At 67.5% G+C, this 13650-nt stretch carries 13 protein-coding genes; 3 read left to right on the plus strand and 10 right to left on the minus strand.

The window, feature by feature from the left end; translation table 11 throughout:
- Window positions 1-116: 116 nt before the first annotated feature.
- The gene (gene sppA / locus AC5P8D_RS12970) at window positions 117-2039 is read left to right on the plus strand and encodes a signal peptide peptidase SppA (RefSeq protein WP_197644280.1); all 1923 of its coding nucleotides are present in this window, start codon (window positions 117-119) and stop codon (window positions 2037-2039) included.
- 73 nt (window positions 2040-2112) lie between these two features.
- Here the strand turns inward: sppA and AC5P8D_RS12975 are convergent, their stop codons facing one another.
- Window positions 2113-2325: a hypothetical protein gene (locus tag AC5P8D_RS12975; RefSeq protein WP_010481162.1), complete on the minus strand. Its 213-nt coding sequence runs from the start codon at window positions 2323-2325 to the stop codon at window positions 2113-2115.
- A 111-nt stretch (window positions 2326-2436) separates the two neighbouring features.
- On the opposite strand from AC5P8D_RS12975, the gene AC5P8D_RS12980 reads away from it, so the two are divergent.
- A complete protein-coding gene (locus AC5P8D_RS12980) occupies window positions 2437-3213 on the plus strand; it encodes an SDR family oxidoreductase (protein ID WP_010481164.1) in 777 nt (258 codons plus the stop codon).
- 115 nt (window positions 3214-3328) lie between these two features.
- Here the strand turns inward: AC5P8D_RS12980 and AC5P8D_RS12985 are convergent, their stop codons facing one another.
- From AC5P8D_RS12985 to AC5P8D_RS13025, 9 genes are all read right to left on the minus strand, one after another.
- On the minus strand, window positions 3329-4075 hold the full coding sequence (locus tag AC5P8D_RS12985; protein WP_029550904.1) for a hypothetical protein: 747 nt from the start codon (window positions 4073-4075) through the stop codon (window positions 3329-3331).
- Between the two features lie 35 nt (window positions 4076-4110).
- Window positions 4111-4794, minus strand: coding sequence for a DUF4124 domain-containing protein (locus AC5P8D_RS12990; protein ID WP_019338926.1), 684 nt, complete (start codon window positions 4792-4794; stop codon window positions 4111-4113).
- 43 nt (window positions 4795-4837) lie between these two features.
- Window positions 4838-5428: an L-threonylcarbamoyladenylate synthase type 1 TsaC gene (gene tsaC / locus AC5P8D_RS12995; RefSeq protein ID WP_019338925.1), complete on the minus strand. Its 591-nt coding sequence runs from the start codon at window positions 5426-5428 to the stop codon at window positions 4838-4840.
- 97 nt (window positions 5429-5525) lie between these two features.
- Window positions 5526-8012 (minus strand): DNA topoisomerase I, encoded by a 2487-nt coding sequence (locus AC5P8D_RS13000; RefSeq protein WP_197644274.1) that lies wholly within the window; start codon window positions 8010-8012, stop codon window positions 5526-5528.
- Between the two features lie 193 nt (window positions 8013-8205).
- The gene (locus AC5P8D_RS13005) at window positions 8206-9138 is read right to left on the minus strand and encodes an RDD family protein (protein ID WP_010481172.1); all 933 of its coding nucleotides are present in this window, start codon (window positions 9136-9138) and stop codon (window positions 8206-8208) included.
- Window positions 9139-9187: 49 nt separating this feature from the next.
- Window positions 9188-9946: a pilin gene (locus AC5P8D_RS13010; RefSeq protein WP_019338922.1), complete on the minus strand. Its 759-nt coding sequence runs from the start codon at window positions 9944-9946 to the stop codon at window positions 9188-9190.
- A 39-nt stretch (window positions 9947-9985) separates the two neighbouring features.
- Window positions 9986-10459 carry a DUF494 family protein gene (locus AC5P8D_RS13015; protein WP_005411195.1) on the minus strand — a complete coding sequence of 158 codons (474 nt, stop codon included), beginning with the start codon at window positions 10457-10459 and terminating at the stop codon, window positions 9986-9988.
- 43 nt (window positions 10460-10502) lie between these two features.
- Window positions 10503-11630, minus strand: a complete 1128-nt coding sequence (gene dprA / locus AC5P8D_RS13020; RefSeq protein ID WP_227199691.1) for a DNA-processing protein DprA — start codon at window positions 11628-11630, stop codon at window positions 10503-10505.
- A 166-nt stretch (window positions 11631-11796) separates the two neighbouring features.
- A complete protein-coding gene (locus AC5P8D_RS13025; protein ID WP_043397503.1) occupies window positions 11797-12930 on the minus strand; it encodes a LysM peptidoglycan-binding domain-containing protein in 1134 nt (377 codons plus the stop codon).
- A gap of 126 nt (window positions 12931-13056) precedes the next feature.
- On the opposite strand from AC5P8D_RS13025, the gene def reads away from it, so the two are divergent.
- Window positions 13057-13569 (plus strand): peptide deformylase, encoded by a 513-nt coding sequence (gene def, locus AC5P8D_RS13030; RefSeq protein WP_010481177.1) that lies wholly within the window; start codon window positions 13057-13059, stop codon window positions 13567-13569.
- Window positions 13570-13650: the final 81 nt, after the last annotated feature.

The following is a 13650-nucleotide window of genomic DNA, read 5'->3' on the forward strand; positions in this document are numbered from 1 at the left end:
TTTGCCCCGCCCGCCGCGATGACCCGTGGCGGGCGATCCCCTGACTTGTGTCCGATGCCGCATCACGCGGCACCGGCTATGCTGGCACCACGGCAAGAAGCCATCCGGAGCGTTCCATGAATCAACCCGTGCCCCCGCTGCCCCCGGCGCGTCGCAACCCCGTCGCCAGTTTCTTCATCGGGCTGTGGGACGTCATGAACTTCACCCGCCGGTTGATCCTCAACCTGGTGTTCTTCGGCCTGCTGTTCCTGCTGCTGGTGATGTTCGTCATCGCCGCCGGCATGGGCGCCGGTGCCAGCAAATCGCTGCAGGACCGCACCACCCTGGTGATCGCGCCGGAAGGCCGCCTGGTCGAGCAGTTCAGCGCTGATCCGGTCAGCCGTGCGCTGGCCAAGGCGGTGGGCGACAACGGTGCCGAAGAGATCCAGCTGCGCGACCTGCTGCGGGTGATCGAGTCGGCCAAGGAAGACAAGAAGATCGAGCGCGTGGTGCTGGAGCTGGACAAGCTGCAGCCGTCGGGCTTCGCCTCGCTGCGTGAAGTCGCCGCCGCGCTGCAGGACCTGCGTGCATCCGGCAAGCAGCTGGTGGCTTACAGCGAAAGCATGGGCCAGTCGCAGTACCTGCTGGCCGCACAGGCCGACGAGGTCTACCTGGACCCGATGGGGTCGGTGGTGCTCGAGGGCCTGGGCCGCTACCGCCAGTATTTCCGCACCGGCCTGCAGGACAAGCTGGGTGTGGACGTGCACCTGTTCAAGGTGGGCGAGTACAAGTCCGCGGCCGAGCCGTACGTGCTCGACGCCGCCTCGCCGGCCTCCAAGGAAGCCGACCTGTTCTGGATGAACGACGTGTGGCAGCGCTACCTGGGCGACATCGCCAAGGCGCGTCGCCTGGACCCGGCACAGCTGGCCGCCGGCATCGACACGCTGCCGGAAGGCATCGCCGCTGCCGGTGGTGACCTGGCCAAGTTCGCCCTGCAGCAGAAGCTGGTGACCTCACTGAAGACCCGCGAGGAATTCGAGGATCTGATGATCGAGCGTGGCGTGGCCGACGACGATGCCGACGGTGGTTTCCGCAACGTCGACTTCGGCACCTACCTGGGCCAGCTTGATGCGCGCCGCAACCCGGTCGACAACCGTCCGCAGGTGGCGGTGGTGGTGGCCGCCGGCGAAATCAGCGGCGGCGATCTCCCGGCCGGCCGCATCGGTGGCGAATCGACCTCGGCGCTGCTGCGTGCCGCGCGTGACGATGAGAACGTGAAGTCCGTGGTGCTGCGTGTCAATTCGCCGGGTGGTGAAGTGTTCGCCTCCGAGCAGATCCGCCGTGAAGTGGTGGCCCTGCAGGCCGCCGGCAAGCCGGTGGTGGTGTCGATGGGCGACCTGGCCGCCTCCGGTGGCTACTGGATCAGCATGAACGCCGATCGCATCTATGCCGATCCGTCGACCATCACCGGTTCGATCGGCATCTTCGGCATGGTGCCGAACTTCAGCCGCGCGCTGGACAAGATCGGCGTGCACACCGATGGTGTCGGCACCACCCGTTTCGCCGGGGCGTTCGATGTCACCCGCCCGATGGATCCGGCTGTGGGCCAGGTCATCCAGTCGGTGATCAACAAGGGTTACGCCGACTTCACCGGTCGCGTCGCCGACGCCCGCAAGAAGCCGGTCGAGGCCGTCGACGAAGTGGCCCGTGGCCGCGTGTGGAGCGGTGCGCAGGCAAAGGAACGTGGCCTGGTCGATGCCTTCGGTGGCTTGAAGGATGCCGTGGCCGATGCCGCCAGCCGCGCCAAGCTGGGCAAGGCCGATGCCTATCGCGTGCGCTACATCGAGAAGGCGGCAACGCCGTTCGCGCAGTTCGTCAGCGGTTTCGCCGGCAGCCGTGCCGGTGCCTGGATGCTGTCCGACTCGGGCATGGCGCGGATGGTGCTGGCGCGCACGATGCCGGAAGTGGATACGCAGCTGCGCTTTGTCGAGAACGCGGCCCGCGAGAAGGGCAACGGCACGCCGGTGAAGGCGCTGGCGTACTGCTTCTGCGGGTTCTGACCGGAAGCCATCCACGCATGGCGTGGATCGACTGGAAACGCCCGGCCTTGGCCGGGCGTTTTCGTTCGCGGGGTTACTGCGTGGCGTCAGCCTCGGCCTTGCGCTCGCTCGCAGCAGCGTCATCGACGGTTTTCTGCACGCGCTTGGCGCGGTCCAGTGGCTGCTGGATCGCACGGGCCATGGCCTGCGGTTCCGGCGGCTTCTCCGGATTCGGCGTGGGCGGGCGCTGGCAAGCGGACAGCAGCACGGTGGCCAGCAGGGACGTGGACAGGATCAGGATGCGCATGGCGGCACTCCGTGATGGGCGTGCGGGCAGTGTCGCATCCTCGGCAGGGGGCGGCCGTGAGCGCGTATCCTTGCCGCATCGAAACACAGCGGGCGCGGCCCCGGAGAGCACATGACCCAGCAACGGTGGCGCCTGGACGGCCAGACCGCCCTGATCACCGGCGCCAGCGCCGGCATCGGCCTTGCCATCGCGCATGAACTGGCCGGCTTCGGCGCCGATCTGATGATCGTCGGCCGTGATATCGACATGCTGGAGACGGCGCGCGACGAACTGCTGGACGTGTATCCGCAGATGCAGGTGCATGCACTGGCTGCCGATGTCTCCGACGACGAGGACCGCCGCCAGATCCTGGACTGGGTGGAGGACCACAGCGATGGCCTGCACATCCTGGTCAACAACGCCGGCGGCAACGTCACCAAGGCGGCCACGGAGTATTCCGAGGATGAATGGCGGAAGATCTTCGAGACCAACCTGTTCTCGGCATTCGAGCTGTCGCGCTACGCGCATCCGTTGCTGGCCCGCCACGCGTCGTCGTCCATCGTCAACGTCGGCAGCGTGTCCGGCCTGACCCATGTGCGCAGCGGCGTGGTCTACGGCATGACCAAGGCGGCGATGCACCAGATGACCCGCAACCTGGCCGTCGAGTGGGCCGAGGATGGCATCCGGGTCAACGCGGTGGCGCCGTGGTACATCCGCACGCGGCGCACGTCCGGGCCGTTGGCGGACCCGGACTACTACGAGGAAGTGATCAACCGCACCCCCATGCGCCGCATCGGCGAGCCGGAGGAAGTGGCTGCAGCCGTGGGCTTCCTGTGCCTGCCGGCGGCCAGCTATGTCACCGGCGAGTGCATCGCGGTGGATGGTGGATTCCTGCGCTACGGGTTCTGATCGCTCTGCTGTAGAGCCGAGCCCTTGCTCGGCTGCACTCCGCCAACGGCAGCCGAGCCTGGCTCGGCTCTACAACAGATCCACCCCTTGGGCAGGTGCGGCCATGCCGCCGCTGTCACCCCGGTACCGGGCAGTTGCTGGCTTCGAGCACGTCCTGCAGCCGCTTGCGTTCACCGCGCGCGGTATCGCGGTTCTCCGGCGCGGCAAAGCGCTCACGGCCGCGGGCATCGCGGAATCGCTGCTGCCAACCACCGCAGCGCTGCGCTTCGGGAAGCGCTTCGCAGTGGTCGCGCACCACTTCACAGCTGGCGGCATTCACCGGCGTCACTCCACCAAGGCCCTGTACCGTCATCAGCTCGCAGCGGCCGGGCGCGGCCTCGTACTCGTACAGGTAGCCGCCGCCCTGGCTGTCGGTGCACTGGAAGATCGGAGGAAGCGGCGGCTTCGGTGGACCGTCACCTGCGGTGGCGCGGGCTTCGGCATCGCGCCGCAGCGTCGCGCTGTCGAGGATCTGGTCGTCTCCTTCGTGTTCGACCATGCCTGCTTCCATGATCGTGCGTCCTTCATCCGCGCGTCGTGGTTTCGCTGGGGCCGCAGGGGCAACGGCCGCTCCGGCCGGCACCGGCGCGGGTGTTTCGACAGGGGCGGGTGCAGGTTCGGCCGCCACAGGTGCAGCGGCGGCCGGCTGCGAGTTGGCCGGGTCGGGTATGCGCAGCACCTGCTGCTTGCTGCCGGTGGGGCACGGCGTGCGCTGCAGGGTAGGGACGTCACTGCTGCTGGAGGTACAGCGGTAGATCACGCCCTCTTCGGCCAACGCGCTTTCAGGCAGCAGCACCAGAAGCAGCCAGATCACTCGGTTCATGCGCACAGCGTACAGGCTGCGACGGCCTGCTGCGCTCAGCGTTCGCAATCGCGCGACAGGCGCGCATCGATGCCGCGCTGTTCGTTGCTGATGGCGGTGCGTTCACTCTGCAGTGCGCTGTTGTAACGGCGATCCAGCTCCCAGCGGCGGTCACTCAGTCGCGCGCAGACTTCCTGCGGCGGCAACGCATGGCAGCTGTCGCGAACCAGCACGCTGCCGGCCGGGACCTGCACGCCCATGCCGATCGAGGGAGGGCGATAACCCGCGCCTTCGCCGATCGGCGTGCCGATGGCCGGGCGCGGACCCGGGTAGGCCGGGCCCCGATGGCCGTGTGGCAGCCAGACACTGGTCCACAGCGGCACCCAGCGCGGATTGCCTTCGTTGTTGTCGCTGGTATAGCGGCGTCCATCCTCGCTCACGCATTCGTACATCGGCTGCGGCGGCTGGATGTAGACGTGGCGGACTTCGCGCTCGCGGATGACCGGGGGTTCGCTGGGCGGCGGAGGCGTGGCATCACTGCGTACCACCCGTGGAGCGGGATCGCGCGGGCGCTGCAGGTCGCGTACCTGCTGGCGGCCGCTGTTGCAGGGCGTGTCCTGCAGGGCAACGGCGCCGTTGCTGGCAACGCAGCGGTACACCCGCACGTCCTCGGCCCCGGCGGCGGACGACGTCCACGGCAGCAGCAGGCACAGGCTGAAGGTGGCGCGGAGCAGGCTCATGGCGGCAGCGTGCGTGATTGTCCGCGGCAGTGCAATCGGCAGCTCAGGAGCGCAGCACGTTGCCGCTGAGCGCGTCGCGTATGGGGGTGGGTTGGGCCAGGCCACCGGTCTGTCCGTCAAGGATGCCGTCAAGCAGGCGCAGCAGGCGGGGATCCAGCTCTTCGCGGCTGCGCGCCGGTGGTTCGCCGGCCAGATTGGCGCTGGTGGAGACCAGCGGGCCACCCCAGGCGCGGCAGAGTTCGGCCACCAGCGGGTGTGCGCTGATGCGCACCGCAATCCCGCTGTGTTCGCCGGTGACCCAGGGCTGCGCGCGCGGGCCGGCGGGCAGGATCCAGGTGTTGGCGCCGGGCCAGCTGGCCAGTACTGCGCGCTGGCGGGCGTCGGGCAGCGCCTGCAGGCGCACCCAGCCTTCCAGCTGCGCCAGCTCGGCCGCGACCAGGATCATGCCTTTTTCGATCGGGCGCTGCTTCAGCCGCAGCACCATGTGCACCGCAGCTTCGTGCGAGGGATCACAGCCCAGGCCCCAGACCGCTTCGGTCGGGTAGGCGATCACGCCGCCCGCGCGGAGCGTGGCGACAGCAGAGTCCAGGGTGAGTTCTTTCATGGCGGCGACCGGCCCGGCGTGGGCCTTCATTATCCCCCGGCTGCGTGCAGAAGGGGTGGTCGGCGCGGACGGTAGGTGCGGACCGCTGGTCCGCACACCTTGCCCCTCATCCACGCATGGCATGGATCTACTTCTTTGCAGCGGCCTTCTTCGCCGGGGCCTTCTTGGCGGCGGCCTTCTTTACTGCTTTCTTGGCCGGGGCCTTCTTGGCAGGCGCTTTCTTTGCAGCGGCCTTCTTTGGCGCCGCTTCCTTCTTCACCGCTGCTTTCTTGGCCGGGGCCTTCTTCGCGGCGGCCTTCTTGGCGCCAAAGCCCTTGCGCACCGGCTTGCCGGTTTCTTCCATCAGCTGCTGCACTTCGGCCAGGGTCAGCGATGCCGGCTCGCGATCCTTGGGGATCTTGCCGTTCATCTTGCCGTCGCTGATGTACGGGCCGAAACGGCCGTTCAGCACCTGGATGTCGCTGCCCTCGAACTCCTTGATGATCCGGTTGCGCGCGATCTCTTCCTTCTCTTCGATCAGGAACACGGCGCGGGCCAGGTCGATGGTGTACGGGTCGTCTTCCTTCTTCAGCGAGGCATAGGTGCTGCCGCGCTTGGCAAACGGGCCGAAGCGGCCGATGCCGACGCTGACCGGCTCGCCCTTGTCCTCACCCAGCGCGCGCGGCATCAGGAACAGCTCCAGCGCGTCTTCCAGGGAGATGGTGTGCATCGACTGGCCGGGGCGCAGCGAGGCGAACTTGGGCTTCTCCTCGGCATCTTCGGCGGTGCTGCCGATGGCGGCGTATGGCCCGAAGCGGCCCAGGCGCACGCTGACCGGCTTGCCGGTCTTCGGGTCGGTGCCGAGCTCGCGCGCGCCACTGGCCTCGGCACGGTCGACCGATTCCTTCTTGTCTTCCACCAGCTCCTTGAACGGCTCCCAGAAGCGGGCCATCAGCGGGATCCACTCTTCTTCGCCACGCGAGACGGCGTCGAGCTCGTCTTCGAGCTTGGCGGTGAAGTCGTAGTCCACGTACCGGGTGAAGTGGCTGGACAGGAACTTGGACACTGCGCGGCCGACGTCGGACGGGCGGAAGCTGCGGCCTTCCATTTCCACGTACTTGCGGAACAGCAGGGTCTGGATGATCGAAGCGTAGGTCGAGGGACGGCCGATGCCGTACTCTTCCAGCGCCTTCACCAGCGCCGCTTCGGTGTAGCGCGGCGGCGGCTGGGTGAAATGCTGTTCGGCCTGGATGCGTTCCAGCGGCACGCGGTCGCCTGGCTTCATCGCCGGCAGCTTGCGGCCTTCGTCCTCGTCCTCGGCGCTCTTGTTGTCCTTGCCTTCTTCGTACACGGCCAGGAAGCCGGGCACCACCACGGTGGTGCCGCTGGCACGGAACACGTGCTCGCTGCCGGCCGAGAGGTCGACGCTGACGGTGTTGAGCGTGGCCGGGATCATCTGGCAGGCCACCGCACGCTTCCAGATCAGCTCGTACAGGCGGCGCTCGTCGTCGGTCAGGAAGCGCGCCACTTGGGACGGAGTGCGCAGGGCCGAGGTCGGGCGCACCGCTTCGTGCGCTTCCTGGGCGTTCTTGGACTTGGTCTGGTAGGTGTTCGGCTGGTCCGGCAGCGAGGCGATGCCGTAGTCGCGGGCGATCACGTCGCGGATTTCGGCCAGCGCGTCCTGCGACAGGTTCACCGAGTCGGTACGCATGTAAGAAATCAGGCCGACGGTGCCTTCGTCGCCAATCGCCACGCCTTCATACAGCTTCTGCGCCACCTGCATGGTCTTGCGGGTGGTGAAGCCGAGCTTGCGTGAGGCTTCCTGCTGCAGGGTGGAGGTGGTGAACGGCGGCGCCGGGCGGCGCTTGCGCTCCTTGCTGGCCACATCGGTGACATGCAGCGAGCCCTGCGCGGCCTGCTGGATGCGCATGCGCGCCGCTTCAGCGGTGTCGCCGTCGGTGATGGTGAACTGCTCGAACTTCTGCCCGTCCAGCTTGATCAGCTTGGCGTTGAAGTGCTGCGACGGGTGCGCGCATTCGGCGGCGATCGACCAGTATTCGCGGGCGATGAAGGCTTCGATCTCTTCCTCGCGCTCGACGATCATGCGCAGCGCCGGGCTCTGCACGCGGCCGGCGGACAGGCCGCGCTGGACCTTGCGCCACAGCACCGGCGACAGGTTGAAGCCGACCAGGTAGTCCAGCGCGCGGCGCGCCTGCTGGGCATCGACCAGGTCGCTGGCGATCGCGCGCGGCTGGCTGATCGCTTCCTTGATGGCGCGCGGGGTGATCTCGGTGAACACCACGCGCTGCATCGGCTTGTCCTTGACCAGCCCGCGTTCCTTCAGGATCTCGGCGATGTGCCAGCTGATCGCCTCACCCTCGCGATCCGGGTCGGTGGCCAGCAGGATGTCGTCGGCGCTCTTGGCGGCCTTGGCAATCGCATCGACATGCTTTTCGTTCTTGTCGATCACGTCGTAGTGCATGGCGAACCCGTTGTCCGGGTCGACCGCGCCTTCCTTCGGGATCAGGTCGCGCACGTGCCCATACGAGGCCAGGACCGTGTAGTCCTTGCCGAGGTATTTGTTGATCGTCTTGGCCTTGGCCGGCGATTCGACGATGAGCAGGTGCTTGGGCATGTCAGGAAAGGTCTGTGGGCGGACCGGGGGAGAGGGGCCGCTAGGGTGGAGCAAACGGCCGCATTAGTGAAGCGGCCACGGGCAAATCCATAAACTGAACGCCCGGTAATGTGCCGGGCGTTCAGGTTTCACCTTATTAGAGGAATCACGCCCGGCCAGCCCATGTCAAGCAGCCAGGCGTGAGGATGGCCGTTCATGAGGCCATCTTGGCGATGAAGCCGACCGCGAACACCAGCAGGACCACGCCCGCCAGCGACAGCAGGCCGGTCAGCACGAGCACCAGCACGGTCACCGTGCCCAGCTCGCGGCGCTGCAGCTGCGGCTGGTCGGTGTAGGCCCAGCGGTCGACCACCAGGGTGTCGCAGATCATGTCGTGCAGGCCCTGCTTGCGCTCGGTGAAGGCCGCCATCAGGAAACCGATGCCGAGGGTGAAGCTGCTCAGCAGCATGGCCCAGTAGCGGCCAAATGCGCGCGCCTTGGTCAGGCGCTCGCCGTTGCCACGCACGACCTTGATGCCGACCGCCATCTTGCCCAGCGTGGCGCCGCCCTGCGAGGCGTGGAACCAGGTGTAGTAGGCCATGCCGATGCAGAGGTTGATCAGGGCACTGGCCAGCTGCGCCACGATCTCGATGGCCGATTCGCCACTGCCCACCGCGCCCATGCTGGCGCCGAGGATCGCACCGAGGATGGCACCGATGATGCTGCCGGGGATGACCAGCACGAAGTAGTCGATCATGTAGGCCGCCACGCGCTTCCAGAAGCCTGCGTAGACCACTTCACCGCCAACCACCGGCTGTGCGTGGCCACCGCCGCCGGCGGCGGCTGGAGCGCTGTATGGCGAGCTGCTGAGTGCGCCGGTGCCGGGCAGCGGGGCGCTGCCGTTGTCGATGGCGGCATAGTCGCCACGCAGGTCGAAGCCGCCGCTGCTGGTGGCCGTGCTGGCATCGGCCAGCGTCTGCAGGCCGAGCTCGTCGACCACCTGGCGCAGTGCAGCCCACTGGGCCATGCCCTCGCGCCAGACCAGTGTGTCCAGGTTGAGCTGGCCACGCTGGAAGCGCTGGCGGATCTCCTGGACCGGCAGCGGGCCCTGGCGTTGCTGTCCTTCGGCGTAGTACCACTCAGTCATTGCATGTTCCCTGTTGAATCATCCTTGGAGGTGCTGGCGTGCGCGTGGCTCAGCCGCGGCACGACGGCGGCAGGTACTTGTCGTTGCTTTCGCCACTGCATTCCCAGCGGCCGCTGTCGCGATCGTATTCCAGCCACAGCAGGTCGCCATCGAGGCTCTTGCCGGGCAGCGCCAGGGTGGCTTCGATGCCACAGTGGCCATTGTTGAAGCGACCGATGTTCACCGCCGACAGCCCTGCATGGGCGAAGTCACCCGGGGCCGGGAAGCCGGCGTCGTTGGCACCGGGGCAACGGCCTTCGTCATCGGCGAAATGCTGCACCTGGTCCTTCAACGGCTGCAGTGCGGTCACTGCGCCGGCGACCTTGGCGCGCACGGTGTAGTCGTTGTAGGCAGGCAGCGCGATGGCGGCCAGGATGGCCACGATCGGTACCAGCACCAGCAGCAGGCCGCCGCCGATGATGGCGGTCAGTGCGCAACCGGACAGCTTCTTCTTCGGCGCCGGCAGGGCGGTGGCCGATGCACTGGTGGTGTAGGGGGTGGACGGCGGCAGTACCGGCGGCTGCGGCGGAGGCGGTGCCACCGGTTCCGGTTCGGGCTCGGGTTCCACGGGTGGCGTGGCAGCGTCCAGCGCCGGCACGATCAGGCCGAGTTCGTCGACCACGGTGCGCAACGGCTGCCATTGCGGCAGGCCGTCGCGCCAGACCAGGGTGTCCAGGGAGATCTGGTTGTTGCGGAACAACTCGACCAACTGTTCCGCTGGCAGCGGACCCTGCTGCCGGTTGCCTTCTGCATGGAACCACTCGCTCACGGGGACGCTCCTGAATGCGCTATGCCCCCAAGTGTACGGTCAGTGCAGGGGTTCTGGCTCGTCCATGAACATCTGCGTCTCCATCCAGGCATACGCCGCCTCGGAGCCGGGCTGGTTGAACAGCACCATCAGTACGACCCATTTCAGGTCGTCCAGGTCCAGTTCGTCCTGGTCCAGGGCCATCGCCCGGTCCAGCACCAGCTCGCGCTGGTCGGCGTCGAGGATGCCGTGCTGTTCCAGGTACAGCAGGAAACCACGGCATTCCACGTCCAGCTTGTCCAGCTCGGGGCCGTGGTAGACGCGCACGGGGCCATCGACCCGTGCCTGGGCCACGCTCGGCCGCTGCGCGGCCAGGGCATCGAGCCAGTCGAATGCCTTGTTGATCTCGGTTGGGCTGAAACCGGCCTGGATCAGGCCGTTCTGGAGCGAATCGCGGTCACGGATCAGGTCCGCATCTTCGCTGAAATAGTGTTCAAACAGGTACAGCAGTACGTCCAGGATGCTCTCTTTCATTGCCCCTCGGCCTGCGTCGCGCGACGCTGTGGAGGTGAAGAAACTAGGGAGTTCGACAGTAGCGGCCGTGTACGCACACCACGATTCCCGCCAGTTCCATGGCCAGCAGCATGGAGGACACCTGGGGCGCCGTCAATCCACAGCGCGTGATCAGTGAATCCATACTGCTTGGGTTGTGGTCCAGGGCCCGCCACAAGCACTGGTAGTCAGGGTCGTCGGCCCAGCGCGCCGGCAGGAGTACCGGCGGTGCCTGTTCAGTGGGGGTGGCCAACCGTGATTGCAAGCCCGGCAGCTGCTGGCGGAGGGCGGGGGCCAGCAGTTCCAGGACCTCCTCCGGGCGCTCGATCAATGCAGCACCCTCACGGATCAGCCGATGGCAGCCCGCCGCGCGTGGATTGAGCACCGAGCCGGGCAGGGCGCAGACCTCGCGGCCGGCCTCGGCGGCCAGGCGTGCGGTGATCAGGGCGCCGGAGCGCTGGGCGGCCTCGACCACCACCGTCGCCAGTGCCAGCCCGGCCACCAGCCGGTTGCGGGCGGGAAAGTGGCCGGGGCGTGCCGGCGTGCCTGGCAGGTACTCGCTGAGCACCGCGCCTTCGGTAGCGATCCGGGCCTGCAGGCGGGCGTGGCTGTCCGGGTAGGCCCGGTCCGGGCCGGTGCCGATGACCGCCACGGTGCAACCACCGGCGTCGAGTGTCGCCTGGTGGGCGGCGGCGTCGATGCCCGCCGCCAGGCCGCTGGTCACCGTCAGTCCGGCTTCGACGAAACAGCCGGCAAAGCGGGCTGCCAGCGCGCGTCCGCCCGGCGTTGGCGAGCGGCTGCCGACCAGCGCCACCGACGGGCGCCAGGCCAGGCTGGGGTCACCGGCGATGAACAGCGCAAGGGGTGGGTTGGGAACATCCAGCAGGGCCGGGGGGAATGCCGGATCGGTGAAGGCCAGCAGGTGCTGGTTGTCGTCTTCCAGCCAGCGCCGTGCCACGGCCGAGGCACGGGCGTCCGGGCGTTCCAGTGCGGCGCACTGCTCTGGCGTGCAGCCGTGCGCGCGCCAGTTCGCGGTGCCCTGCGCGATCGCGATTTCCGCATTGCCTGCGGCCTCCAGCAGGGCCCGACGTGGTGCCAGCGCGCCGCCTGCCATCAACAGGCGCAGCAGCGCCTCGTCAGTTGGGTTGGTCATCCCCCCACTATCGAGCGCATACAACAAAGGCGCCCTAGGGCGCCTTCGCATGTGGCTGTCAGACTTTGCCGGAGACCGCCCCTGTAGAGTCGACTGTCAGTCGACTACCGCGCGCAGCGCGGGCGCTTTCGGGGGGCGGTGAAGAGCAGTCGACTAACAGTCGACTCTACCGCGCATCCGGGTGCAGTGCGTTGTATCCCACGCGCACCGGCTTCACGCCCTGCATCACCAGCGCGTAGCTGACGTTGTCGAAGGTACGGAACACCATGGCGTGCGCGGCATATTCGTCCGGCAGCGAGACCCGGCCTGCGCCGGTGCTGAGCGAATCGTCCATGCGCGACGAGGTCGGGTACTTCATGCGGTGCGCCACGTGGCGGCCTGGGCGCCACAACGAGAACACGGTGCCGTTGTCCACGCCCTGCGCGCGGCCTGCCGAGATCGCGATCACATCGCGCGGGCCGGCGGCGGTGAACATGTCGGTGACGGCCAGCACGCGCACGTCGACGCCCTCCACACCGGCGGCCGGGACATGGGGAATGAACTGCAGGTCGTACGGCTTGGCCTCGACCGGGACCAGGCGGTCGCCGGCACGCACCTCGCGGCCGCCCTCGTTCTTGTCCAGCACCAGGGTGGACGCCTCGACCTTGCCGCCGGCGACATGGGTGATGGTGCCGGTGGCGACCTGGGCCAGCTCATAGCCGAGCACGCCGCGGCGGTGGTTGGGGGCGTTGTAGGCCCGCCACAGGTTGCCGCTGCCCGGGGTGACGTCGCCGTTGGCGGTCAGGTCCTCGGTCGGCTTGGGCTGGGCATAGCGCACGGTCGGGCGGACCACGGCCCAGCGCTGGCCCAGCTGGGCGTCAGCCAGGCGTACGTACACTGCGCTGCCGCTGGTGACGCGCAGGCGTTCTTCCTCCAGGCCGGCCACGTAGGGCAGCTGCTCGATGCTGTCGACCACGCTCAGCTGCTTCAGGAACGGCTCGACCTGGGCCAGCGGAATGGCATCGATCGGGGCTTCCTGGCGCGGGCCGGGCTTGGCAGCGACGGTCACCCGGTCCAGATAGGCCAGGCTGAGCACGTCACCGGGATAGATCAGGTGCGGATTGGCGATCTGCGGATTGGCCTGCCAGATCTCCGGCCACAGCCACGGCTTCTGCAGGAAACGTGCGGCGATATCCCACAACGTGTCCCCTTTTCGGACCACATAGGTGTCCGGGTGCCCGCCATTCACTTCCACGGCGGTAGCATAGGCAGCCACGGTCAGCATCGCCGCGGCGACGACCGTACGAAAACGAAGCAACATAGGTGTGAAGCCCTGATTCCCCAACAGGTTCGCGCACTATAGTCCAGAAACCGGGGCGCAAGGCAAGCGTTGGAGCTAGAATCTGCGACGTATGCCGGCGTGCCGGCCCCCTATCCGGAAACAGCCATGGCCCTTCTCCCCATTCTCGAGTTCCCCGATCCGCGCCTGCGTACCAAGGCTGCGTTGATCGAAGCCGCCGAAGTCACCACGCCGGCCTTCCAGGAACTGATCGACAACATGTTCCTGACCATGTACGACGCCCCGGGCATCGGCCTGGCCGCCACCCAGGTGGACGTGCACAAGCGCTTCATGGTCATCGACGTCAGCGAAGAAAAGAATGAACCGCATGTGTTCATCAACCCGGAGATCGTCGCCAAGGACGGGGGCCGGGTGTACCAGGAAGGCTGCCTGTCGGTTCCGGGCATCTTCGCTGACGTCACCCGTGCCGATACCATCACCGTGAAGTACCTGGACCGCAACGGCCAGGAACAGCAGATGGAAGCCGGCGAAGTGCTGGCCACCTGCATCCAGCATGAGATGGATCACCTGGACGGCAAGCTGTTCATCGACTATCTGTCGCCGCTCAAGCGCGAGATGGTGCGCAAGAAGCTGGCCAAGCAGCGCAAGCACGTGGCGTGATCGCCAATCCGGGCCACCCTTCGGGTGGCCCGCGCCTGCGCGGCACGCGCGGGCTGTACGGCGCCGGCCGACGGCGCCGTT

The sequence above is a fragment of the Stenotrophomonas sp. YJH_SMC_101-4 genome, assembly GCF_059370395.1.

What these genes read in the sequence shown, in the direction of transcription:
- AC5P8D_RS12990 (WP_019338926.1), bottom strand. Translation starts at nt 4,794, where the DNA reads ATGAGCCTGCTCCGCGCCACCTTCAGCCTGTGCCTGCTGCTGCCGTGG.
- AC5P8D_RS13015 (WP_005411195.1), bottom strand. Translation starts at nt 10,459, where the DNA reads ATGAAAGAGAGCATCCTGGACGTACTGCTGTACCTGTTTGAACACTAT.
- def (WP_010481177.1), top strand. Translation starts at nt 13,057, where the DNA reads ATGGCCCTTCTCCCCATTCTCGAGTTCCCCGATCCGCGCCTGCGTACC.
- AC5P8D_RS12980 (WP_010481164.1), top strand. Translation starts at nt 2,437, where the DNA reads ATGACCCAGCAACGGTGGCGCCTGGACGGCCAGACCGCCCTGATCACC.
- sppA (WP_197644280.1), top strand. Translation starts at nt 117, where the DNA reads ATGAATCAACCCGTGCCCCCGCTGCCCCCGGCGCGTCGCAACCCCGTC.
- tsaC (WP_019338925.1), bottom strand. Translation starts at nt 5,428, where the DNA reads ATGAAGGCCCACGCCGGGCCGGTCGCCGCCATGAAAGAACTCACCCTG.
- AC5P8D_RS12985 (WP_029550904.1), bottom strand. Translation starts at nt 4,075, where the DNA reads ATGAACCGAGTGATCTGGCTGCTTCTGGTGCTGCTGCCTGAAAGCGCG.
- dprA (WP_227199691.1), bottom strand. Translation starts at nt 11,630, where the DNA reads ATGACCAACCCAACTGACGAGGCGCTGCTGCGCCTGTTGATGGCAGGC.
- AC5P8D_RS13005 (WP_010481172.1), bottom strand. Translation starts at nt 9,138, where the DNA reads ATGACTGAGTGGTACTACGCCGAAGGACAGCAACGCCAGGGCCCGCTG.
- AC5P8D_RS13025 (WP_043397503.1), bottom strand. Translation starts at nt 12,930, where the DNA reads ATGTTGCTTCGTTTTCGTACGGTCGTCGCCGCGGCGATGCTGACCGTG.
- AC5P8D_RS12975 (WP_010481162.1), bottom strand. Translation starts at nt 2,325, where the DNA reads ATGCGCATCCTGATCCTGTCCACGTCCCTGCTGGCCACCGTGCTGCTG.
- AC5P8D_RS13000 (WP_197644274.1), bottom strand. Translation starts at nt 8,012, where the DNA reads ATGCCCAAGCACCTGCTCATCGTCGAATCGCCGGCCAAGGCCAAGACG.